Below are 22,069 nucleotides of genomic sequence, written 5' to 3'. Positions count from 1 at the left end.
AAATGCTTGCCCGCGTCACTGATGCGACGCTGCAAATCTACGGTGGCATGGGCCTGATGAGCGATTTCCCGATTGAACGGTTTTGGCGCGATGCACGCGTGGAGCGCATCTGGGATGGGACGTCGGAAATCCAGCGCCACATCATCAGTCGCGAACTCTTGCGTCCTTTGGGTGCTTGATGGACCGTCTGCAACGGCTTTTTAACCCCAAGTCTATCGCCGTCATTGGTGGTGGTGCGTGGGGCGCAGAGGTACTTCGGCAATGTCAAAAGATCGGATTTGCGGGTGATCTTTGGGTCGTACATCCGACCAAAGCGGATATCGCGGGCATAGAGCCTTTTGCGCATTTGCGCGATTTACCCGCACCGCCAGACGCGGTTTTCATTGGGGTCAACCGACACCTTACTGTTGACGTGGTTCGAGACCTTTCAGCGATGGGCGCAGGCGGTGCGATTTGCTTTGCGTCGGGTTTCAGCGAATCCGCAGCAGAAGATACCGACGGCGTAAACCTGCAGGGCGCGCTGTTGCAAGCGGCGCAAGACATGCCGATCATTGGGCCAAACTGCTATGGCTTTCTGAACTACCTCGACGGTGTCGCGATGTGGCCAGACCAACACGGCGGCTTGCGTGCGGACAGTGGTGTCGCTCTGATCACGCAGTCCTCGAACGTGGCGATCAACTTGACAATGCAAGCGCGCGGATTGCCAATTGCTTATGTCGTGACCGTTGGCAACCAAGCCCAGACGGGTTTCTCCGAAGTGGGCCAAGCCCTTTTAGCCAACCCCAAAGTTACTGCGCTGGGCCTGCATATCGAAGGTATCGACGATCTGTCTGCGTTTATGGAATTGGCCGAAGCAGCCAAGCGACTGGGGAAACCAATTGTCGCCCTGAAAATTGGTCAGTCAGAGCAGGCGCAAAAAGCCGCAATTTCGCACACGGCGTCACTTGCTGGCAGCGATGCGGGCGCTTCGGCCTTGCTTGCGCGCTTGGGGATCGGGCGGGTTTCGTCGCTTTCGGCGTTTTTGGAAACACTCAAGCTGTTGCACGTCGTCGGCCCGCTTGCGTCCGCCAACATCGCGTCGATGTCCTGTTCTGGCGGCGAGGCAAGTCTGATGGCAGATGCGGCATTTGGCAGTCCCGTGACCTTTCCGCCATTGACGTCGGAGCAGGTCAAAGAGTTACGGACCACTTTGGGGCCACTGGTCGCTCTGTCGAACCCGCTGGATTATCACACCTTTATTTGGGGCAAAGAGGACGCTTTAACGGTCACATTCGCAGCGATGATGACAGCGGACATTGCGCTGGGCATCGTCGTGTTGGATTTCCCGCGTCCTGATCGTTGCACGTCCCCTGATTGGGAACTCGTACTGAACGCTGTCGCGCGCGCGCAAGATCAAACCGGACGGCCTATCGCCATTTTGGGCTCGCTTGTCGATAATATCCCTGAAGATGTTGCACAAAGGCTGGTTGCACGGGGCATCATGCCCTTTTGTGGCATGTCAGAAGCATTTGAGGCCATCACCGTCGCGGCATTTATTGGCGACCAAAAGCCCGCAATGACAGGGACGTATTTGCCACCGAAAATCAAACCCTCAATGGTATTGCCCGAGGCAGAGGCAAAAGCCGCGCTAGGTGCTTACGGTGTAATTGTCCCGCTGTCGCAACGCGTTGGCGTAATCGGGGACCTTGCGCAAGCGGCTGAAAAGATCGGATTCCCGCTGGCTTTGAAAGGCGAAGGCGTGGCCCACAAAACCGAAGCGGGTGCTGTGGTTGTTGGAATTACCGATCACGCTTCCCTTCTTGCGGCCGCAAAGGGGATGCCCGCAACCAGCTTTCTTGTTGAGCAAATGATCGAAGGCGCGGTTGGTGAACTGCTGATCGGTGTCGTTCTAGATCCTGCGCATGGGTATGTTTTGACACTTGCGGCAGGTGGCACGTTGACCGAATTACTTCAAGATCGAGCGAATATGATCTTGCCTGTCGATGCTGCAATGATCGACGCGGCGGTCGGCAGGTTGCGCATTGCGCCCTTGCTGGACGGCTACCGTGGCGGCAAGGCGGTTGACCGACGGGCAATAACCCGCACTGTCCTCGCTGTGCAGTCCTATGTTCTGGAAACCGCACCCTACGAAGTTGAAATCAACCCGCTGATGTGTGGCGCTGACGGCGCTATCGCAGTGGATGCACTTATCACAACAGGAGAACCTCATGACTGACGGTCCGATTAGAACCAAACGCGACGGGCATATTCTAGAGGTCACACTGGACCGCCCAAAGGCAAACGCGATTGATTTGGCAACAAGCCGGATCATGGGTGAAGTTTTCGCCGAATTCCGCGATGATCCAGACCTGCGCGTGGCGCTGGTCACGGGTGCGGGCGACAAGTTCTTCTGCCCCGGTTGGGATTTGAAAGCTGCAGCAGATGGTGACGCAGTGGACGGTGATTATGGACGCGGTGGTTTTGGTGGTTTGCAAGAACTGCGCGGGCTGAACAAGCCGGTGATCATGGCGATCAACGGGATTTGTTGCGGCGGGGGGCTAGAGCTCGCGCTGTCGGGCGACATCTTGTTTGCCGCAGAACACGCGAGCTTCGCACTGCCGGAAATTAACTCTGGAACGGTCGCGGACGCCGCATCGGTGAAGCTGCCTAAGCGCATTCCTTATCATATTGCGATGGAAATGCTGCTGACCGGGCGCTGGATTGATGCCGAAGAAGCTGCGCGATGGGGCATGATCAACCGCGTTTTCCCAGCCGATCAATTGATGGCAGAAGCACGTAAGACCGCCGCATTGATCGCATCAGGTCCGCCGCTGGTCTATGCCGCCCTCAAAGAAATCGTGCGTGAGGCCGAGGATATGAAATTTCAGGATGCGATGAACAAAATCACCAAAAGCCAGTTTGCAACAGTTGAGACGCTTTATACGTCCGAAGATCAGCTAGAAGGCGCGCGAGCATTTGCCGAAAAGCGCGATCCCGTCTGGAAGGGGAAGTAGTTTTAATTATTTAAAACAGTATGTTATGGATTACCATACTAAAATAATCAGGAATACTTGCCAATCCCGATATTTTTTGTCAGGTTCCCAGCATGAATCATGTTGAACCCGAGGAAAAATAACATGCGCAAGTCTCTTAGAAATGCACTCGCAGTCACAACGGCCATCACGTCGATGGCGACCGCGGTCTATGCCGAAAGCCATGTCGGCGAAGTGAACCTGTACTCGTCACGCCACTACGACACGGATGAACGGCTCTATACAGACTTTACCGAGCAGACCGGCATTGTGATTAACCGGATTGAGGGCAACGCTGACGAACTGATCGCGCGTATGACGGCAGAGGGCAGGAATTCGCCGGCGGATATTTTGCTGACAGTTGACACCTCGCGGTTAGAGCGCGCGAAAAACGCAGGCGTTTTGCAGTCCATCGACAGCGATGTGCTCGAGGCGCGGATACCGTCTGGTTTGCAAGACAGCGACAACCAGTGGTTTGGCTTTAGCCAGCGCGCACGTATTTTCTTTTACGATAAAACTGACGTGACTGATCCGCCGATGGACTACATCGCGCTAGCAGACCCAGCCAATAAGGGCATGGTTTGTCATCGCTCCTCGACGAATGTCTATTCACAAACGCTATTGGCAGCCGTGATCGAGAACTTCGGAACCGAGGCGGCGACGGAATGGGCGCAGGGCGTGGTAAATAACTTTGCCCGCGATCCGCAGGGCGGCGATACCGATCAGCTGCGCGGTCTGGTGTCTGGTGAATGCGATATTTCGATTTCAAACACCTATTATTTCTCGCGGGCACTGCGTGTTGAAGTGGACGGACTTGATGCCGAAGCCATGGCCAACATCGGCTGGATCTTCCCAGCACAGAACGCTGAAGGTGCGCATATGAACCTATCGGGTGGCGGTGTAGCGGCGCATGCGCCGAACCGCGACAATGCGATATTGTTCTTGGAATACCTCGCGTCGGACCAGGCGCAGCAGTACTTTAGCGCAGGCAACGATGAATACCCCGCAGTGCCAGGCGTCGGGTTGTCCCCGTCAGTTGCAGCTTTGGGTATGTTCCGGCCCGACGCGGTTGATCTCAGCGAAGTGGCCAAGAACGTGCCAGAAGCACAGCTGATCTTTAATCAGGTTGGTTGGGAGTAATCCCAAACGAGAACCAATAGCGAAGGGGCGTGGCACGTGCTGCGCCCCTTTTTTATGCGCGCCCTTTGCCGATCCGACGGCACAGCAGTACCACAGGTATCAAGCCGATCGCTGCGATCACAAGGCTAGGCACTGCCGCTCCTTCTAGTCGTTCGTCAGACGCCAGCCGATAGGCTTGAACTGCCAATGTGTCGTAGTTGAAAGGCCGCATAATCAAAGTCGCGGGCAGTTCTTTCATGACATCAACAAACACGATCAAGCCGGCGGTCAGCAAGCTGGTGCGCAAAAGCGGTACATGCACGTGGCGCACGAGGCCTGGCATATCTTTGCCCAATGTACGCGCGGCAGCGTCCATGTTCGGTCCAACGGTCGCAATTCCACCTTCATAAGCGCCGATGGCTGCGGCCAAAAAGCGTATGAGGTAAGCAAAGATCAGCAGCCAAATTGACCCAGTGAACAAAAGGCCCGTTGAGATATCAAAGGTCGCCCGCATCCAAGCATCAAGGGCATTGTCGAACGCCGCGAATGGCACCAACAAGCCGACCGCAATCACACCACCGGGCACGGCATAGCCGATGCGCGCAAGATATAGCGATGTGCCCGTCAGCCTATTTGCCCGCACACGGTGCAGCGTGCCAAGCACCAAAGCTGCGGTCACGGCCAGAACTGCGGCGATACTGGCTAACATCAGCGAGTTCTTGATAAACCCAAGATAGCGGGGGCTTAGCAAATCTTGTTCTGATCCAATTGCCATCGTTCCAAGAGCAAGAACGGGCAGCAGTACCCCCAGCAGAACAGGGGTCAAACAAAATGCGCTTGCTGCCAGCCGCTGACCTTTGCCAAGGGCAATCCGCTGCATCGGTGCATTGCGCCGACCATTGGCGTATTTTGCGCCGCCGCGACTGGTGCGTTCCAACATGGCCAGCAGCAATGCAAAGCTAAGCAGCCCCAGCGCGAGTTGGGCAGCGGCGGCACGGTCTGCCATCGTGAACCAACTCGTGTAAATTCCAACGGCAAAAGTTTGCACTCCGAAATAGGCCACCGTGCCAAAATCCGCGATCGTTTCCATCGCGACAAGCATCACACCGGACGCAATCGCAGGGCGCGCCATAGGCAGGGAAACGGACATAAACGCTGCAAAGGGCGACCGACCCAAGACACGAGCAGCCAAGAATGTGCTAGCTCCTTGTGCTGCAAACGCCGCGCGGGCCAAAAGATAAACGTAAGGGTACAAAACGAGCGTCAACATCAATGCAGCCCCGCCGATGGATCTGATTTCTGGAAACCAATAATCGCGCGGACCCCATCCAGTAATATCGCGCAGCATCGTTTGGACGACCCCGGGATGATCCAAAACATGCGTATAGCCATAGGCCAACACGTAAGCCGGGAACGCCAATGGCAAGGCCAACGCAATCTCAAGCCAGCGACGCCCTGGAAATTCAGTCATTGTGACCAGCCACGCAGCCCCTGCGCCGATGATCGCGCTTCCGGTCATTACAAGGGCTACCAAAATAAGCGTTGTGGCTGTGTACCGTCCCAGAACGGTCTGCGCCAACTGACTTAGTGTTTCGAGTGAGCCAGAAGCAGCAGCGGCGAGCACACCAACATAGGGGATCACGCAAATGATGGTGACGGTCACTGCAATCGCGGTGAAGGCGCCGCGCACTGCGGATCGCTTGAAAGAGCCTTGGCTGTTCATACAAGCCAATTACGCGCAAGGGTCAGGCGCGGCAAGGCAGGTTGACGGTATGCGCGTCGTTTACGCGCAGGTGTGGCGATCAAGGTGTGACACAGATGTGTCTGGCGCATCGTGTGGTGAAATGGTTTTATGCCGCAAACGATTTACCTGCCGACCAATGATAGGATAACCCATGCGCCACCTTTTGATGATAGCCGCCATTGCTGGACTGCCCTTTGCCGCGACCGCGCAAGAGTTGACGGACGAGCGGATCAAACAACTGGCCCTTGAGGCGATATTGGAAAACCCGCAGATCATCATGGACGCTGTCGCGATCCTCGACGAACAACGTACAGCACAGCAAGCCGTCGAAAATGCGCAGACATTGGCGCAGCAGAATGATTTTCTACTGAACGACCCTAACGCGCCCTTTGTCGGTGATGCGGACGCCAGCGCGGTCATTGTAGAGTTTTTTGACTATAATTGCCCGTACTGCAAACGCGCAGCGGCAGACGTCAAGGCACTGTTGGCAGCCGACGATGACGTGCGTGTCGTTTACCGCGAATGGCCGATTTTGGGCGAAGGGTCCGTTTTGGCTGCCCGTGCTGCCTTGGCTGCGCGCGCGCAGGGCAAATATGCAGAAATGCACTGGGCATTGATGGAACTGCGCGGTCGCGCCGAAGAAGCATCAATTCTGGCGGCTGCACGCGGTATCGGATTGGACCTTGAAAAGTTGATCGCGGATATGGAGAGCGAAGAAGTGACCGCCCATATCGCGGCATCAAACTCTTTGGCGCAAAGCCTAGGCTTTACCGGCACACCGGCTTTTGTCATTGGCAACGCATTGGTGCCGGGTGCTGTGCCGCTTGATGAGCTGCAAAGTCTTGTCGCACAAGCGCGTGAAGACGGCTAATTTCAGAAAACTGATCTAAAGCCATTGACCTTCCAGTGAGTGGAACCCCTATGTAGAGTGCGACAACTTCAATTGGACGCACCAACATGACCGATACTCTTAGAATGCAACTTGCGGGGCTGAACTGCGGGTCCTGTGTCGGGCGCGCTGAAAAAGCGTTGCTGGGTGTGGCGGGTGTTCAGGACGCAGTCGTGAACCTCGCAAATGAATTGGCGACTGTGCATTTTGATCACCCCGCTGACGTGGGGCAAATTACGCAAGCCTTGACCACTGCAGGTTACCCCGCGCAGGTCGAACAAACCGTTCTGGAGGTTGCAGATATGAGCTGCGCCTCATGCGTCGGACGTGTGGAGGCTGCGTTGAAAGACGCAGAGGGGGTGACAGATGTTTCCGTCAACCTTGCCTCGGAGACGGCAACACTCAGTTATTTGAAAGGTGTCACAACACCAGAAACCCTGTCCGCTGTGGCAACCAAAGCGGGGTATGCTGCAAAACCGCGCAGCAAAACGACTGCTGCAGTCGACCGTAAAGCAGATGAGGCGGTCGCGCTGTCGCGGCGTTTTATGATTGCGCTGTTCTTTACGCTGCCGGTTTTCGTCATTGAAATGGGCAGCCACTTTATCCCTGGTGTGCATCACTGGGTTATGGCGAACATCGGACTGCAAACCAGTTGGGTGATGCAGTTCGCGTTGGTCACGCTTGTCTTGGCATGGCCGGGGCGTACTTTCTTTGCCAAAGGCATACCGTCCCTGTTGAAGGGTGCGCCGGATATGAACGCACTGGTCGCAATCGGCACTGGTGCTGCTTGGGCATTTTCCACCGTCGCGACGTTTGCCCCCTCAGTATTGCCCGACGGCACGCAGGCGGTATATTTCGAGGCGGCCGCTGTCATTGTGACCCTGATTTTGCTGGGGCGCTGGCTAGAGGCGCGGGCAAAAGGGCGCACCGGCGAGGCGATCCGCAAGCTAGTAGGTTTACAGCCAAAGACGGCTTTGGTTTTGCGCGACGGGCAAGCAACAGAGGTCGATATTGATGCGATTGCTGTCGGAGACATCATCCGGGTAAGGCCCGGCGAACGTATTGCACTCGATGGGGTCGTGGCAGAAGGTGCGACATTCATTGACGAAAGCATGATCAGTGGTGAACCCGTTCCGGTCGAGAAATCGCAGGGCGCTGCGGTAACTGGCGGCACCGTGAACGGCACGGGGTCATTCAGCTTTACGGTCACCAAAACCGGCGCTGATACGATGTTGGCCCAGATCATTCAGATGGTCGAAGACGCGCAAGGCACCAAACTGCCAATCCAAGACCTCGTGAATAAGATCACCATGTATTTTGTGCCCGCTGTGTTGGTTTTGGCCATATTGACGGTGCTGGCTTGGTTGGTATTTGGCCCTGATCCAGCGCTTGGCTTTGCGCTTGTTGCTGGGGTGTCCGTATTGATCGTGGCATGCCCTTGCGCGATGGGTTTGGCGACGCCTACGTCGATTATGGTGGGCACGGGACGCGGCGCAGAAATGGGCGTGCTGTTTCGCAAAGGTGACGCACTGCAAGCTCTCCAAAACGCGCAGATCGTGGCGTTTGACAAGACAGGCACTCTGACGGCTGGCAGACCGGAGTTGACTGAATTTGCGCTATGTGACGGGTTTGATGAAAACACTGTCTTGCAAACCGTTGCGAGTGTCGAGGCGATGTCAGAGCATCCGATCGCGCAAGCGATTGTGCGAGCAGGTCATGCGAAAGAGTTGGCACCGCAACCGCTTGATAGTTTTGAAAGCCTGACAGGTTTTGGTGTTCAAGCGCAGGTCGATGGCAAAACCGTCCTGATCGGCGCAGACAGATTGATGATCCGCGAAGGGGTTGTGACAGATGCTTTGGCTGCGCGTTCCCATGAAATCGCGCGCGAAGGGCAGACGCCGCTATACGTTGCAATAGATGGAAAATTGGCCGCATTGATCGGTGTCTCTGATCCAATCAAACCAGCCACACCGCAGGCCATTGCCGCACTGCATGCAATGGGCAAGCAGGTTGTAATGATCACAGGCGACAATAAAGCAACCGCGCAGGTGATCGCAGACAAGCTTGGTATTGATAACGTCGTGGCCGAGGTGTTGCCGGAGGGCAAAGTCGCGGCTTTGAACGACTTGCGCAAGAATGGCGCGACGCTGGCCTATGTGGGCGACGGCATCAACGACGCGCCAGCGCTGGCAGTGGCAGACGTGGGAATTGCGATCGGCACAGGCACAGATGTGGCGATTGAAAGCGCTGACGTCGTTTTGATGTCGGGTGATATTGGTGGCGTGGTGAATGCGTTTGAGATCAGCCGCAGCACCATGCGCAACATCCGTCAAAACCTGTTCTGGGCTTTTGCCTATAACACGGCGCTTATCCCGGTTGCGGCGGGGGGGCTTTATGTCTTTGGCGGCCCTTTATTGTCACCAATGTTGGCCGCAGGAGCGATGGCCTTGTCGAGTGTTTTTGTGTTGTCCAACGCGTTGCGCTTGCGCTGGGTCAAGCGGGTGGGGGATGTCGCATGAATATCGGGCAAGCGGGCGAAAGAGCGGGGCTTCCGTCCAAGACAATCCGGTATTACGAGGATATCGGCCTGATAAAACCGCTGCGTGATGCGAACGGCTACCGCGCGTTTCGGGAAAGTGACATCCACAAACTAACGTTTTTGGGTCGCGCTAGGGCGCTGGGTTTTACGATTGAAGATTGCCGTAATTTGCTTGCCCTTTGGGAGGACACCGGCCGCGCCAGTTCGGATGTACGCGCAATTGCCAAAGAACATTTACAGCAGATCGAGACAAAGATCTCTGATTTGCAAAATATGCAGCGCACGCTGTCCGACTTGGTCCGCGATTGTGCTGGCGACGACCGGCCTGACTGCCCGATCTTATTGCAGTTGGGCAAAGCGACCTAAGCCGATGCGATAGGTACCGCATTGTCATGTAGAACACATGCAGCGCGAACCCGAACCTAAATCCGTTTTGCCTGCCGATTGACGCATATCAATCCTGTTTGCGCATAACCTGTCAGTTCTGACCCGAGGTCCACATTCAACTGCATGTTGGTTGAGTTTGCCGGACAGATGCTGCGACAGGAGATACGCCATGGCGATTGAACCGCAAATAAACGACGACCCAGAGGCGGTCATCGAAAGCCGCTTTCCGACGGCCTATACGATCCTGTTTCTTTTGATAATTCTTGTGGCTGCTCTGACGTGGATCATTCCGGCGGGCAGCTATGATCGGGTGATGAACGACACCGTCGGCCGCGAGGTCGCGGTGGCGGGGACCTATCAGATCGTTGATCCCAATCCGCAGGGCTTTGTCGACGTCATGCTGGCACCAGGTGCCGGGTTTTATGACCCCGATAGTTACGCGGCAAATGCCATTGATGTCGCGCTCTTCGTTCTGTTTCTGGGGGGATTTCTGGGCGTCGTGAATGCGACGGGTGCAATTGATACCGGCATCCGCAGCGCCATGCGTAAACTGGAAGGCCGCGAGATATGGATGATCCCGATCATGATGACGCTGTTTGCAATCGGCGGAACCACTTACGGCATGGCCGAGGAAACGCTGGCGTTCTACGCGATCCTGATCCCGGTGATGATCGCTGCGGGCTATGACGCAGTCACCGGAGTTGCCATCATTTTAATCGGTGCGGGGGTCGGTGTGCTTGGCTCGACGATTAACCCGTTTGCAACAGTCATTGCCGCGAATGCTGCGGGCATTCCTTTTACGGACGGCATCGTGCTTCGCTTCGTTTTGCTGATCGGGGGTTTAGTCATTTGCGCCGCTTATGTGATGCGCTACGCCCGCCGCGTCAAAGCAGACCCATCGTTGTCAGTCGTCGCGAAACATGCCGCAGCCCATCGCAAAATATTCTTGAAACCCAATCAAGTTAAGGACGCGGTTCCGCAACTGACCGGGACACAATCGGTTGTGCTGATCATTTTCGCGCTGACGTTCCTGGTCATGATTTGGGGCGTGTCCACGCAGGAATGGTGGATGGCGCGCATGGGTGCACTGTTCCTCGGTTCTGCGATCGTGATTGGCGTTATCGGGCGCATGGGTGAAAAGAAATTGACCGGTAGCTTCATTGACGGCGCGCGCGAGCTTTTGGGTGTCGCCCTTGTTGTGGGCCTTGCCCGTGGCATCGTCGTGATCATGGACAACGGCCTGATTGCCGACACGATACTGCACAGCGCAGAGCAGACGTTGGCGGGGTTGAACGACTTGGTCTTCATCAATTTGATGTTCTGGATCCAAATCGGCATGAGCTTTTTCGTGCCGTCTTCGTCCGGGCTTGCGGTATTGACGATGCCCATTCTGGCACCCCTAGCGGACTTCGCCGGTGTCGGGCGTGACTTGACCGTGACAGCCTATCAATCGGCGAACGGTCTCGTGAATTTGATCAACCCGACTTTTGCTGTTGTTGTTGGCGGCTTGGCAATCGGGCGGGTGTCCTATGACTGCTGGCTCGCGTTTATCTGGCCACTGCTGTTGATCCTGACTGTCTTTATCAGCGCCGTACTTAGTGTTGCGGCCCTTTTTTAGAAAGCTTGGAAAGGCGAGAAAATGTCAGATCAATCTCTTGGCGTGTATTCAGAAACAGGCACACTGCGGCAAGTAATCGTATGCAGGCCCGGTCTTGCGCACCGCCGCCTCACGCCTGAAAACTGCAAGGATCTGCTGTTTGATGACGTGTTCTGGGTCAAACAGGCGCAAAAGGATCATGACGTCTTTACGGACACCATGCGCGACGAAGGCGTCGAAGTCTTGGATGTTAACGAACTTCTTGCGCAGACGCTTGATATCACTGAAGGCCGAAAATGGATTTTGGATCACCGGATTACACCAGATCAAGTAGGTGTCGGAATGACGTCCGCGTTGCGCGATTGGATGGACGAATTGTCAGGACCTCGGTTGGCAGACTACCTGCTGGGCGGGCTGGCAATTGACGATCTGGACTTTGCGCCAACCGGACTGTTTGGCAGTTATCTTGGGCAGCATGGTTTCATCTTGCCGCCGCTGCCAAATGCCCTGTTCACCCGTGATAACTCTGCGTGGATATTTGGCGGTGTTGCCGTCAATCCGATGCATTGGCCTGCAAGACGCCCCGAGACGTTGCTGAATACGGCAATCTACAAGTTTCATCCCAAATTCGCGGGCAAGACGACATTTCACTGGGGCGACCCGACAGTCGACCATGGGCTGGCGACCATAGAGGGTGGTGACATTATGCCCGTTGGTGACGGCACCGTTCTGGTTGGCATGGGTGAACGATCGTCACCGCAAGGAATTGGACAGCTCGCCGAAGCGTTGTTTGATACAGGTGCCGCACAGCGTGTCTTGGCTTTCCGTATCCCCAAGTCGCGGGCGGCGATGCATCTTGATACGATTTTTACACTGTGCGGCGGCGATGTGGTCACGACCTTCAAAGAGGTCGCGGATGAATTGCTTTGCTACGATATTCGCCCCGGCGAAGGGCGCGCGCCGCTTCAGTTCCGTCAGGACCCGCGTCCGATCTTTGACATCGTTGCCGAAGTCTTGGGCTTTAAGCGTTTGCAAATTGTCCCAACCGGCGGCTCCACACAAGAAGAGCGCGCACGCGAGCAGTGGAACGATGGCAACAACGTGCTGGCCCTGCGCCCTGGCGTCGTGATTGGCTACGACCGCAATGACGACACCAATGCAGCCCTCAAAGCGGCTGGAATAGAGGTTCTGGCGATTCCCGGTGCCGAGTTGGGGCGCGGTCGCGGCGGCGGCCATTGCATGAGCTGCCCGACGATGCGCGATCCCGTTTAACCCGACCTAATTGACCCCGAAAGGTGGCTCCAAATGGCTTACAATCTGAAAAACCGTCACTTTCTGACCTTGCGTGATTTTTCGCCAAAAGAAATCGCATTTCTGCTGAAACTCGCCGCAGACCTGAAGACCGCGAAATACACAGGCACAGAAGTGCCACAGCTCGAAGGCAAAGACATCGCGTTGATCTTCGAGAAAGACAGCACGCGCACCCGTGTTGGCTTTGAGGTGGCAGCATATGATCAGGGCGCGCGTGTCACCTATCTTGGCCCGACGGGGTCCCACATCGGCCACAAGGAATCCGTCAAGGACACAGCGCGTGTTTTGGGGCGGATCTATGATGCGATCGAATACCGTGGATTTGGTCAAAAAATCGCCGAAGAGCTGGCCGCGTTTTCGGGTGTGCCCGTTTACAACGGATTGACGAATGAATTTCATCCAACCCAAATCCTGGCTGATTTCCTGACCATGCAGGAACAAGTCGAAAAACCGCTGCACCAAGTGGCTTTTGCGTTCTTGGGGGATGCGGGCAACAACATGGGCGACAGCCTGTTGATCGGTGGGGTAAAGATGGGGATGGACGTGCGCCTTTGCGCACCCGAAAGCCTTTGGCCCGCCCAGGTTATCCGTGATGAGGCGAAGGCAATAGCCGCACAAACCGGCGCGCGGATCACAATCACCCACGACGTGGATGCGGCCGTTAACGGGGTTGATTTCGTCTATACCGATGTCTGGCTATCGATGGGCGAGGCCAAACAGAAATGGGCCGAACGGATCAGACTTCTGCAGCCATATCAGGTGACAGCAGATGTGATGGCCAAAACCGGCAATCCCCGCGCGTGCTTTATGCATTGCCTGCCTGCGTTCCACAATTCCGAGACCACAGTGGGCGCGCAAATCAGGACTGACTTCGGCCTTGAGGCGATGGAAGTCACCGACGACGTGTTTGAAAGCCCCGCCTCGATTGTTTTTGATCAGGCTGAAAATCGGTTGCACACGATCAAGGCGGTTCTTGTCGCCACATTGGGATCGTAAGATGCTGGTTGTGGCAGCTATCGGCGGCAATGCACTGTTGCGACGTGGCCAACCTCTGACCGCAAAGGCGCAGCGTGCCAATGTGAAAATGGCAGCAGCAGCGCTGGCGCGGATTGTGCGTGCCGGACATCAGTTGATCGTCACACACGGCAACGGGCCGCAAGTTGGGCTGCTCGCCTTGCAGGGCGCGTCTTACAAGCCAACCGAGGCTTATCCGCTGGATGTTTTGGGGGCTGAAACCGAAGGCATGATCGGCTACCTGATCGAACAAGAGCTGGAAAACACCCTTGGCCATGACCATGCGGTAGCAACGTTATTGACCCAAGTCGTCGTTGACCCACGCGATCCTGCCTTTCAGGTGCCGACAAAATTTGTCGGCCCTGTTTATTCAAAGCAAGAGGCCGAGACGCGCGCAAAATCTGCCGGATGGACGATTGCGCAAGATGGCGATCATTGGCGCCGTGTTGTGCCTTCACCGGCGCCCGTTGAAATACCTGACATGCGGGTTGTGCGGTTGTTGCTTGATCAGGGCGTGATTGTGATTTGTGCAGGTGGGGGCGGTATTCCGGTGGTCCGACGCACTGATGGCAGCATGATCGGCGTCGAGGCCGTCATCGACAAGGATGCGGCCAGCGCCCTTCTTGCTAAAAATATAGGGGCAGACGCCTTGTTGTTGCTGACGGATGTCGATGCCGTTTATCGGAATTTCGGCTGCGACACCGCGGCGCCAATTGCTAATCTGACCCCGGATCAGGGGCGGGCACTTGATATTCCCCAAGGGTCGATGGGGCCAAAAATCAGCGCCGCTTGTGATTTTGCAGCAGTAGGCGGTTTTGCGGGTATCGGGCGCCTTTCTGATGCGCTGGCCATTCTTGACGGCAGCGCAGGTACGCGCATTGCAAAACAGCGCATGGAAAAGCGATGAACACCGCCGTCGCCCACAACCTTGATACATCCGCTGATGGCCATATTGCTGCCATTCGCGGAGGCGTTGTCGACGTGTCATTCACGGGAAAGGTGCCGCACATCCACGACCTGCTCTACGCCGGAGACGTGGCGCTGGAAGTCTTGGCACTGATCGGGAGCAGGATGGTACGGGCTATTGCCATGGCGCCTGTGCGGGGGCTTGGCCTTGGTATGCCTGTCCATGCGACAGGTGGGCCGATCATGGTGCCGGTGGGCGATGCGGTATTGGGTCGGATGCTCAATGTATTTGGCGCGCCGATCGACGGTCGCCCCGCCCCGGATGCACCAGAGCGTCGTGCGATTCATCAAAGCCCGCCTAAATTAAGCGACCGTGTGCTGCACTCTGAAATTCTTGAAACGGGCATTAAGGCGATTGATCTTTTGTCGCCAATAGAACGCGGTGGAAAAACCGGACTGTTCGGCGGTGCGGGTGTGGGCAAGACGGTGCTGATCACGGAACTGATCAACAACACCGTCCAGCATCACAAAGGTGTTAGCCTGTTTTGTGGCATCGGCGAGCGGTCGCGAGAGGCCGAAGAACTTTACCGCGAAATGGGCGAAGCCGGGGTGCGGGACAAGACCGTGATGTTATTTGGGCAAATGAACGAAGCCCCTGGAGTGCGCTTTCTGGTGGGTAAAACTGCCCTCACAATGGCCGAGTATTTTCGCGACGACAAAGGGCAAGACGTCTTGCTGCTGATCGACAATATTTTCCGCTTTGTGCAAGCAGGTTCAGAAGTTTCGGGTCTAATGGGCCGAATGCCGTCGCGGGTGGGGTATCAACCTACATTGGCGACGGAATTGGCTGGGTTGGAGGAACGTATCACTTCGACCAAACGTGGGGCGATCACATCGATCCAAGCGGTCTACGTGCCGGCAGATGATTTCACTGATCCAGCCGCTGCTCACATTTTTTCGCATCTGTCTGCGTCGGTGGTTCTGTCGCGCAAGCGGGCCAGCGAGGGGCTTTATCCTGCGGTTGATCCGCTCGCATCAGCCTCGGTTATGTTAACACCGTCGGTGGTCGGCCAGCGGCATTACGATATTGCACGCGCGGTGCGTCGCACCCTGGCCGAGTATGAGGAACTGCGCGACATTATCGCGATGTTGGGGTTAGAGGAACTCTCATCAGCCGACCGCGCAACAGTCGCGCGTGCCCGCCGGCTAGAGCGGTTTTTGACGCAGCCCTTCGTGACCACGGAATCCTTTAGCGGGACCAAGGGCAGCATGGTGCCCGTCGCGCAGACGTTGGACGGGTGCGAAACCATCCTGAACCAGACGGCATTCGATCTGCCAGAAAGCGCATATTACATGATCGGTGGCCTGCAGGATTTGGAGGCGTCCCCATGAGTATGGCACCAGAAATGAGTGTGACCCTGCGTCTTCCGACCCGCACACTTTATCAAGGGCAGGCGGACCGCATCACTGGTGTGGCACCAAATGGCAGCTTTGGGATTTTGCCGAACCATATTGATTTCGTGACCGCAATTGTGCCGTCCGTTCTAACCCTCCAGTTGCCTGACGGGTCCGAAGGAATTTTCGGTCTAGACGAAGGGCTCTTGGTAAAAAAGGGCCACAAGGTTGTCGTTGTCGCCCTGCGGGGCGTGCGCGGCGACGCGCTCGATACATTGCGGGACACCGTAGAAGTCAGTTTTGTCCAGATGGATGAAGAAGAACGGCAGGCGCGATCTGCGCTATCGCGGCTCGAGGCGAACATGGTGCGCCGTTTCGCCGAATTGCAAAGGCCAATATCTTGACGCGTGACCCCGATAAACCGGCGGCGGATATTGCACGCCAAGCTGATCGCATGAAGTCGCGGCGCGATAATCCGGGTCCAAGCCCGCTGCGCGGTATTGGGACATTCGGGATGATCGGGTGGTCAATTGCTGTGCCAACAGTTGGCGGAGCGTTTCTGGGGCTTTGGTTGGACCGCGTCGCGCCGCAGGGATTTTCTTGGACGCTCGCTTTGATCCTCGGGGGTGTTGTGATTGGCGGTTTCATTTCTGCAGCATGGATTAACAAGGAAGGTGGCAACAAATGATACCTTTTGATTGGGCTGCATTGATGCTGGGTTTGGCAATCGGAGCCGCTACGAGTGTTGTTTTCTTTGCGGGCCTCCGACTGGGGGTGCGGATGGCGATGCGATCCAGCAAACCCGTCGGGCTGCTTGTGCTGAGCTCCATAGTTCGGATCGCCGCCCTCTTGGGCATTGGTTGGCTGATCGCGGAGCAGGGCGGGCCGTGGTCTTTCCTAGGCTACGCCGCCGCCTTTGTCTTTGTGCGCTTCATTGCAATCACTATCGCGCGCGTCAACGCGCCCTCAAGAGGCGCCACATGAACCTGTCCCCGGATCAAACTGTCGTATTCAGCGCGTGGGGCATCCCTATCAACGCGACGGTTTTCTATACGTGGGTGGTCATGGTGTTGCTGACAGGGGTGGCTATTGTGATTACCCGTAACTTGCGACCGGACGTGCCACCAAATCGTTGGCGCACGACGCTGGAAGTGATCGTGCAGGGGATTGAAAGCCAGATCGAAGAGGTGGCAGGCCGCCGCGAGCGGCACCTGTTATATTTCGCTGGAACACTGTTTTTGTTTGTCGCGGTGTCGAACCTGTTGCTTGTCGTGCCGGGCTTCGCGCCGCCGACAGCCTCGCTATCGACGACAACGGCACTGGCCCTGTCAGTTCTGATTGCGGTGCCGCTGTTCGGGATTACCAGCCGTGGTCTGGGCGGATATCTGAAAACCTATATTCAGCCATCGTTCATCATGCTTCCGTTTAACATCATTTCCGAGTTTTCGCGCGGGATATCCTTGGCGATCCGTCTCTATGGCAACATCATGAGTGGTGCTGTTATTGCCGCGATTTTGCTCAGCGTCGCGCCCTTCTTCTTTCCAGTTGTGATGGATGTTCTGGGACTGCTGACAGGCCTGATCCAAGCCTATATTTTTGCGATCTTGGCGACGGTCTACATCTCGGGCGCGACTGCTCCACCTTCCAATTCAGAAAAGGAAACGCCATGACTGACCTAGGCTTAATCGCTGCAATTTCGATCTTTACAGCGGGACTGACAGTATCGTTCGGGGCAATTGGTCCCGCCCTTGGTGAAGGACGCGCAGCGGCGACGGCATTGACTGCTATTGCGCAACAACCTGATGCTTCATCGGCCATTTCGCGCACTTTGTTTGTCAGCCTAGCGATGATCGAATCCACAGCGATCTATTGCTTTGTTGTTGCGATGATCCTGATCTTTGCCAATCCATTTTGGACCGCTGCGGTCGAAGCCGCACAGGCGGCAGGTAGCTGATTTATGTCGATTGACTGGATCACTGTCGCAGCCCAGATCGCTAATTTTCTGGTGCTTGTCTGGCTGCTAAAGCGGTTTTTGTACCGTCCCATTCTGGATGGCATCGATGCGCGTGAAGTTGAAATCAGACAGCGTATGCAAGAGGCTGTCCAAGCCAAAGAACAGGCCCAGTCGGTGGAGCAGGCCTATCAAGACAAAGTGCAGGCTTTGAACGTCGCGCAGTCACAGATGACAGAAACGATCCGAAAGACCGCCGAAGAACAGCGCGATGTGCTGCTGGCCGAGGCGCAGAAACGGCTGAACCAAGAACATGCAACGTGGCAGGCACATCTGGACGACGAGGCGCAGAAATACATAGAAAAAATGCATAAGGCAGGCGCACAGGCCTTGTTGTTGTTGACCCGAAAGGCCCTAAAAGATCTGGCGGACGAGGACTTGGAAGCGCGGATTGCCCACCACCTTGTGGGCAAAATCAAGCCGATGCTGCCTGATCTGGGGCGTGCTGCGGGGCGGGCTTCGGAAGCAGTCATAACATCGCAAGCGACGTTGCCAGTTACGGTCGAAGGTGAACTGACCACGAGACTGCAGCGCTATTTTCCACAAATTGCCATACGTTTCGAGGTGAATGAAAAGCAGGCTCCGGGCATTGTTTTGCGGATTGGTGGCGCGGAACTGGAATGGACGGTGGCGTCCTACATCGACAGTCTGGATGCTGTAATGCAGGAACAACTAGCTACGGGCATTGACGCAACAGGCAAAGTCCCATGAGCGGCGAAGTGGTCCAGACAAAACATACGCCCCAGACGCTTTTGAAGATGCTTTTGGACGCGCCGTCGCCCGCTCCACGGCTGAGCGAGATTGGTACGGTCGCCGAGGTCGGCGACGGGATCGCCATCGTTGAAGGGTTGGAGCAAGCGCTATCAGATGAGTTACTGCAATTCGGCAGCGGCGTTCAGGGCATTGTGCTGGATCTTGAACCGGGGCGGTTGGGCGTGGTCTTGTTGGGTCCGTCCAGCCGCGTCACCGTCGGTGAAAGCGTGATGCGGACCCACCAAGTTGTCAGCACCAAAGTCGGGTATTCCTTGTTGGGCCGGGTCGTTGACGCCCTTGGCAATCCGCAAGATGAAAAGGGACCAATTGGGGCACAAGCAGTTCGGCCCGTTGAGGCAGAAGCCCCGCCAATTCTTGACCGACGCGCGATATCGCGGCCGCTTGCGACAGGGATCAAGGTGGTTGATGCTGCTGTGCCAATCGGGCTGGGACAGCGCCAGTTGATCATCGGCGACCGGCAGACGGGCAAAACATCGCTCGCCGTTGATACGATCCTGAACCAGAAAGACACGAATGTGATTTGTATCTACTGCGCTATCGGACAGCGCGGGGACGCCGTCGCAAAGGTAATTGGTGCGATCCGTGACGGCGGCATGTCCAAGCAAACAATTGTGCTAGCTGCAGGTGACGAGGATGCTGCAGGGCTTGCCTATGTGGCGCCTTATGCGGCGTTAACTATGGCGGAATACTTCTCGGATCAATCCAAGGACGTGTTGGTTATTCTTGATGACCTGACCCATCATGCGCGATCCTACCGCGAGCTTTCGCTGCTGTTGCGCCGTCCACCCGGCCGCGAGGCGTTTCCAGGTGATATATTCTATATCCATGCGCGCTTACTCGAACGGGCAGGGCAGTTCACGAGCGGCGGATCGATCACCGTCTTGCCAGTGGTCGAAACACAGGCCGAAAACCTGTCCGCCTATATCCCCACAAACCTGATTTCGATCACGGATGGGCAAATCTATCTTTCGCCACGGTTGGTGCGCAAAAACCAGTTTCCGGCCGTTGATCTTGGGGTCTCGGTTAGTCGGGTAGGTGGCAAAGCACAAACCAAAGCGTTCCGGTCTGTGGCTGGCAATTTGCGGGTCACGCTGTCTCAGTTCGAAGAGCTAGAGGATTTTGCGCGATTTGGTACTCGCCTAGACGATGCGACGCGGTCACGATTGACACGCGGCGCTGCCGTGCGCGCGGCACTGCGGCAGGCCGAGCGTGATCCGATGCCTGCGATTGAACAGCTCACCGTTCTTGTCACGGCGATGGAGGGTCAGTTTGACGGCCTGAGCGAGGCGGAAAGCGGGTCTGTGATGTCGGCACTGAGAAAGTCCGCCGCGCGCGATTTGCAGGGCGTTGCAAAACACATACGCGAAAACGCCGCCCTGACTGATGACGACCGACATCAGATGATCGCGCTTGGACGGGCCGCGCGCGCGCGCACTGGAGGCGGGCATGGCACAAAGTCTTGAAGTTCTGTCGCGTCGCACCGCCAGTATGCAAGGTATCCGGAGCATCGTTCATACCATGAAGACGCTGTCGGTGATCAATGCGGCACCCTACGAACACGCAGCCCGCGCTATAGAGGCTTACCACGATACAGTTCTGATGGGTTTGCACGCCCTACTTAACCAAATTGGCCCGCTTGAAAACCAGCAGTCAACAATCACCTCCAAAGTCTTGATCGTTTTCGGGTCGGATCATGGCTTGTGCGGGAACTACAACGAAGCATTGGCCAGCCATATCGCGCAACAGTTTGGCGATCGCTTGGCGCAAACCAATGTCCTGTGCATCGGCGCACAAATGGCGGACGCCTTGCGAGATCAAGGCTTGGCCCCTGATGAAACGTTTCTTCCGCCAGCATCCGTCGATGGGATTGGGCGGCTTGCCAACCTTCTGACCCGCCACCTTGACGACATGCAGCGGGCCCGTGGGGCAGATGACATAGCTGTTTGGCTGGGCTATTTCGCACGGGATGGGGCGATGGGTCAACGACCGGAAACTATTGCTTTGCTGCCGCTTGATCGCGACTTGGTACAGGGGTTGCAAAACAAACCCTGGGCTTCGCGTAGTCTGCCGTCTTTTACGATGCCACCTCCTGCGTTGTTTCGGGCTCTGTTGCGTGGCCACCTGTTTGCCAGCCTGTTTCGGGCTGCAGCCGAGGCGCTGGTCACCGAGAACGCAGCCCGTCTGGCACTGATGACCCAGGCGGAGCAATCGGTCGATGATCGTTTAGAAGCGCTGTTGTCTGAGACAAGGTCGGTGCGCCAAAGCGAAATTACGACCGAACTGCTAGACGTCATCATCGGGTTCGAGGCTTTGAAAAAGCCGCGTTAGATCCAAGCCTTGACCCACATCAAAGCCAGCCCTGCGCCCTTCGGCTATGCTGTTGCACAACTGAAAGGGCGTATTAATGGAACAAGTCGTGGCGGATGTGAAAGCTGGAGAATGCTCTGCGTTGTCCCAGAAAATTAGTGGTTTCGAGCAAGGAGAGTATCCATACGCCAAGCCATTGGGTCGACGGGCGTATGAAGCCGAGAAGGCTGCGTTGCAAGTCGAACTGCTCAAGGTACAAAAGTGGGCGCAAGAAACCGGACAGAAGATCGTTATGCTGTTCGAAGGTCGCGACGCGGCTGGCAAAGGCGGCACAATCAAGCGGTTTACAGAACATTTGAATCCCCGCGAGGCGCGTGTCGTGGCGCTCAATAAGCCATCGGATGAAGAACGCGGGCAGTGGTATTTCCAGCGCTACGTCAAGCATTTGCCAACGGCCGGAGAGATCGTTTTATACGACCGATCGTGGTATAACCGCGCGGGCGTTGAGCGCGTCATGCAGTTCTGCAAGCCAAACGAATATCTCGAATTTATGCGTCAGACTCCCGAATTCGAGCGGATGCTAACGCGTAGCGGCATCAAGTTATTCAAATACTGGTTTTCGGTCACGCAAGAGGAACAGCGCAAGCGTTTTGCATCGCGCGAAACGGACCCGTTGAAGCAGTGGAAGCTTTCCCCGATTGATCGTGCGAGCCTCGATAAATGGGACAACTACACTGAAGCGAAGGAAGCGATGTTCTTTTACACGGATACCGCTGATGCGCCTTGGACAGTAATCCGTTCAAATGACAAAAAACGTGCCCGCCTCAACTGTATGAAGCACTTTCTTTCGTCGCTAGATTATCCCGATAAGGATAAGTCAGTGGCAATTCCGCCTGACCCCCGCATACTTTATACGCCCGATGATGTTGTCCACGACGCGGCCCATTTGCTGAATGGCAGCAAGTGAAACGCGTTGAGTGGGGCACCAGCCTCAATCACCAAGCGCCGCAGCTACCTTTTTCGCGGCGCGCTTGCCACTGTAGTAAGCACCGCTAACAAGGGCGC

Annotated in this window: 22 protein-coding genes; 21 read left to right on the top strand and 1 reads right to left on the bottom strand. The window is 56.2% G+C overall.

Features of this window, described 5'->3' with window-relative positions:
* The 4 genes from QZ197_RS06365 to QZ197_RS06350 all read left to right on the top strand — a co-directional run.
* On the top strand, positions 1–179 hold a 179-nt coding region (locus tag QZ197_RS06365), incomplete at its 5' end, for an acyl-CoA dehydrogenase family protein (protein WP_296431044.1).
* Positions 179–2,215, top strand: a complete 2,037-nt coding sequence (locus QZ197_RS06360) for an acetate--CoA ligase family protein (protein WP_296431042.1) — start codon at positions 179–181, stop codon at positions 2,213–2,215. The genes QZ197_RS06365 and QZ197_RS06360, both read left to right, overlap by 1 nt.
* Complete coding sequence (locus tag QZ197_RS06355; protein ID WP_296431041.1) at positions 2,208–2,993, top strand: carnitinyl-CoA dehydratase; 786 nt, start codon at positions 2,208–2,210, stop codon at positions 2,991–2,993. Before QZ197_RS06360 ends, QZ197_RS06355 begins: the two co-directional genes overlap by 8 nt.
* 174 nt (positions 2,994–3,167) lie before the next feature.
* Positions 3,168–4,151 carry an extracellular solute-binding protein gene (locus QZ197_RS06350; RefSeq protein ID WP_296431043.1) on the top strand — a complete coding sequence of 328 codons (984 nt, stop codon included), beginning with the start codon at positions 3,168–3,170 and terminating at the stop codon, positions 4,149–4,151.
* 52 nt (positions 4,152–4,203) lie between these two features.
* On the opposite strand, the gene QZ197_RS06345 is transcribed toward QZ197_RS06350, so the two are convergent.
* On the bottom strand, positions 4,204–5,853 hold the full coding sequence (locus QZ197_RS06345) for an iron ABC transporter permease (RefSeq protein WP_296431040.1): 1,650 nt from the start codon (positions 5,851–5,853) through the stop codon (positions 4,204–4,206).
* 172 nt (positions 5,854–6,025) lie between these two features.
* On the opposite strand from QZ197_RS06345, the gene QZ197_RS06340 reads away from it, so the two are divergent.
* From QZ197_RS06340 to ppk2, 17 genes are all read left to right on the top strand, one after another.
* Positions 6,026–6,745: a DsbA family protein gene (locus tag QZ197_RS06340; protein ID WP_296431039.1), complete on the top strand. Its 720-nt coding sequence runs from the start codon at positions 6,026–6,028 to the stop codon at positions 6,743–6,745.
* 86 nt (positions 6,746–6,831) lie between these two features.
* Positions 6,832–9,282: a heavy metal translocating P-type ATPase gene (locus QZ197_RS06335; RefSeq protein WP_296431037.1), complete on the top strand. Its 2,451-nt coding sequence runs from the start codon at positions 6,832–6,834 to the stop codon at positions 9,280–9,282.
* Positions 9,279–9,668: a Cu(I)-responsive transcriptional regulator gene (gene cueR / locus QZ197_RS06330; protein WP_272146593.1), complete on the top strand. Its 390-nt coding sequence runs from the start codon at positions 9,279–9,281 to the stop codon at positions 9,666–9,668. Before QZ197_RS06335 ends, cueR begins: the two co-directional genes overlap by 4 nt.
* 190 nt (positions 9,669–9,858) lie before the next feature.
* Positions 9,859–11,307, top strand: a complete 1,449-nt coding sequence (locus QZ197_RS06325) for a YfcC family protein (protein ID WP_296431035.1) — start codon at positions 9,859–9,861, stop codon at positions 11,305–11,307.
* A gap of 21 nt (positions 11,308–11,328) precedes the next feature.
* A complete protein-coding gene (locus QZ197_RS06320) occupies positions 11,329–12,558 on the top strand; it encodes an arginine deiminase (protein WP_296431033.1) in 1,230 nt (409 codons plus the stop codon).
* 33 nt (positions 12,559–12,591) lie between these two features.
* A complete protein-coding gene (argF, locus tag QZ197_RS06315; protein ID WP_296431031.1) occupies positions 12,592–13,593 on the top strand; it encodes an ornithine carbamoyltransferase in 1,002 nt (333 codons plus the stop codon).
* A gap of 1 nt (position 13,594) precedes the next feature.
* On the top strand, positions 13,595–14,518 hold the full coding sequence (gene arcC, locus QZ197_RS06310; protein ID WP_296431030.1) for a carbamate kinase: 924 nt from the start codon (positions 13,595–13,597) through the stop codon (positions 14,516–14,518).
* The gene (gene atpD / locus QZ197_RS06305; RefSeq protein WP_296431029.1) at positions 14,515–15,909 is read left to right on the top strand and encodes a F0F1 ATP synthase subunit beta; all 1,395 of its coding nucleotides are present in this window, start codon (positions 14,515–14,517) and stop codon (positions 15,907–15,909) included. The genes arcC and atpD overlap by 4 nt, the downstream gene beginning before the upstream one ends.
* Entirely contained in the window at positions 15,906–16,316 is a 411-nt protein-coding gene (locus tag QZ197_RS06300) for an ATPase (protein ID WP_272146462.1), read from the top strand. The genes atpD and QZ197_RS06300 overlap by 4 nt, the downstream gene beginning before the upstream one ends.
* Positions 16,313–16,600: an AtpZ/AtpI family protein gene (locus tag QZ197_RS06295; protein WP_272146464.1), complete on the top strand. Its 288-nt coding sequence runs from the start codon at positions 16,313–16,315 to the stop codon at positions 16,598–16,600. Before QZ197_RS06300 ends, QZ197_RS06295 begins: the two co-directional genes overlap by 4 nt.
* Positions 16,597–16,896, top strand: a complete 300-nt coding sequence (locus tag QZ197_RS06290; protein ID WP_272146466.1) for an ATP synthase subunit I — start codon at positions 16,597–16,599, stop codon at positions 16,894–16,896. Before QZ197_RS06295 ends, QZ197_RS06290 begins: the two co-directional genes overlap by 4 nt.
* Complete coding sequence (locus QZ197_RS06285) at positions 16,893–17,582, top strand: F0F1 ATP synthase subunit A (protein WP_272146468.1); 690 nt, start codon at positions 16,893–16,895, stop codon at positions 17,580–17,582. The genes QZ197_RS06290 and QZ197_RS06285 overlap by 4 nt, the downstream gene beginning before the upstream one ends.
* Positions 17,579–17,866, top strand: a complete 288-nt coding sequence (locus tag QZ197_RS06280; RefSeq protein WP_272146470.1) for a F0F1 ATP synthase subunit C — start codon at positions 17,579–17,581, stop codon at positions 17,864–17,866. The genes QZ197_RS06285 and QZ197_RS06280 overlap by 4 nt, the downstream gene beginning before the upstream one ends.
* 3 nt (positions 17,867–17,869) lie before the next feature.
* Positions 17,870–18,634, top strand: coding sequence for a F0F1 ATP synthase subunit B (locus tag QZ197_RS06275; RefSeq protein WP_296431025.1), 765 nt, complete (start codon positions 17,870–17,872; stop codon positions 18,632–18,634).
* The gene (locus QZ197_RS06270; RefSeq protein WP_272146474.1) at positions 18,631–20,160 is read left to right on the top strand and encodes a F0F1 ATP synthase subunit alpha; all 1,530 of its coding nucleotides are present in this window, start codon (positions 18,631–18,633) and stop codon (positions 20,158–20,160) included. Before QZ197_RS06275 ends, QZ197_RS06270 begins: the two co-directional genes overlap by 4 nt.
* A complete protein-coding gene (locus tag QZ197_RS06265; protein ID WP_272146477.1) occupies positions 20,144–21,025 on the top strand; it encodes a FoF1 ATP synthase subunit gamma in 882 nt (293 codons plus the stop codon). The genes QZ197_RS06270 and QZ197_RS06265 overlap by 17 nt, the downstream gene beginning before the upstream one ends.
* A gap of 76 nt (positions 21,026–21,101) precedes the next feature.
* Positions 21,102–21,971, top strand: a complete 870-nt coding sequence (gene ppk2 / locus QZ197_RS06260) for a polyphosphate kinase 2 (protein WP_296431022.1) — start codon at positions 21,102–21,104, stop codon at positions 21,969–21,971.
* Positions 21,972–22,069: the final 98 nt, after the last annotated feature.

The organism is Yoonia sp. (assembly GCF_017854415.1).
Lineage (GTDB): Bacteria > Pseudomonadota > Alphaproteobacteria > Rhodobacterales > Rhodobacteraceae > Yoonia.
This window is presented reverse-complemented; position numbering and strand designations above follow the sequence as displayed.

What these genes read in the sequence shown, in the direction of transcription:
- QZ197_RS06320 (WP_296431033.1), top strand. Translation starts at nt 11,329, where the DNA reads ATGTCAGATCAATCTCTTGGCGTGTATTCAGAAACAGGCACACTGCGG.
- QZ197_RS06270 (WP_272146474.1), top strand. Translation starts at nt 18,631, where the DNA reads ATGAGCGGCGAAGTGGTCCAGACAAAACATACGCCCCAGACGCTTTTG.
- QZ197_RS06285 (WP_272146468.1), top strand. Translation starts at nt 16,893, where the DNA reads ATGAACCTGTCCCCGGATCAAACTGTCGTATTCAGCGCGTGGGGCATC.
- QZ197_RS06360 (WP_296431042.1), top strand. Translation starts at nt 179, where the DNA reads ATGGACCGTCTGCAACGGCTTTTTAACCCCAAGTCTATCGCCGTCATT.
- QZ197_RS06290 (WP_272146466.1), top strand. Translation starts at nt 16,597, where the DNA reads ATGATACCTTTTGATTGGGCTGCATTGATGCTGGGTTTGGCAATCGGA.
- arcC (WP_296431030.1), top strand. Translation starts at nt 13,595, where the DNA reads ATGCTGGTTGTGGCAGCTATCGGCGGCAATGCACTGTTGCGACGTGGC.
- QZ197_RS06275 (WP_296431025.1), top strand. Translation starts at nt 17,870, where the DNA reads ATGTCGATTGACTGGATCACTGTCGCAGCCCAGATCGCTAATTTTCTG.
- ppk2 (WP_296431022.1), top strand. Translation starts at nt 21,102, where the DNA reads ATGGAACAAGTCGTGGCGGATGTGAAAGCTGGAGAATGCTCTGCGTTG.
- QZ197_RS06300 (WP_272146462.1), top strand. Translation starts at nt 15,906, where the DNA reads ATGAGTATGGCACCAGAAATGAGTGTGACCCTGCGTCTTCCGACCCGC.
- QZ197_RS06335 (WP_296431037.1), top strand. Translation starts at nt 6,832, where the DNA reads ATGACCGATACTCTTAGAATGCAACTTGCGGGGCTGAACTGCGGGTCC.
- QZ197_RS06350 (WP_296431043.1), top strand. Translation starts at nt 3,168, where the DNA reads ATGGCGACCGCGGTCTATGCCGAAAGCCATGTCGGCGAAGTGAACCTG.
- QZ197_RS06345 (WP_296431040.1), bottom strand. Translation starts at nt 5,853, where the DNA reads ATGAACAGCCAAGGCTCTTTCAAGCGATCCGCAGTGCGCGGCGCCTTC.
- QZ197_RS06340 (WP_296431039.1), top strand. Translation starts at nt 6,026, where the DNA reads ATGCGCCACCTTTTGATGATAGCCGCCATTGCTGGACTGCCCTTTGCC.
- QZ197_RS06325 (WP_296431035.1), top strand. Translation starts at nt 9,859, where the DNA reads ATGGCGATTGAACCGCAAATAAACGACGACCCAGAGGCGGTCATCGAA.
- QZ197_RS06265 (WP_272146477.1), top strand. Translation starts at nt 20,144, where the DNA reads ATGGCACAAAGTCTTGAAGTTCTGTCGCGTCGCACCGCCAGTATGCAA.
- cueR (WP_272146593.1), top strand. Translation starts at nt 9,279, where the DNA reads ATGAATATCGGGCAAGCGGGCGAAAGAGCGGGGCTTCCGTCCAAGACA.
- QZ197_RS06355 (WP_296431041.1), top strand. Translation starts at nt 2,208, where the DNA reads ATGACTGACGGTCCGATTAGAACCAAACGCGACGGGCATATTCTAGAG.
- argF (WP_296431031.1), top strand. Translation starts at nt 12,592, where the DNA reads ATGGCTTACAATCTGAAAAACCGTCACTTTCTGACCTTGCGTGATTTT.
- QZ197_RS06280 (WP_272146470.1), top strand. Translation starts at nt 17,579, where the DNA reads ATGACTGACCTAGGCTTAATCGCTGCAATTTCGATCTTTACAGCGGGA.
- atpD (WP_296431029.1), top strand. Translation starts at nt 14,515, where the DNA reads ATGAACACCGCCGTCGCCCACAACCTTGATACATCCGCTGATGGCCAT.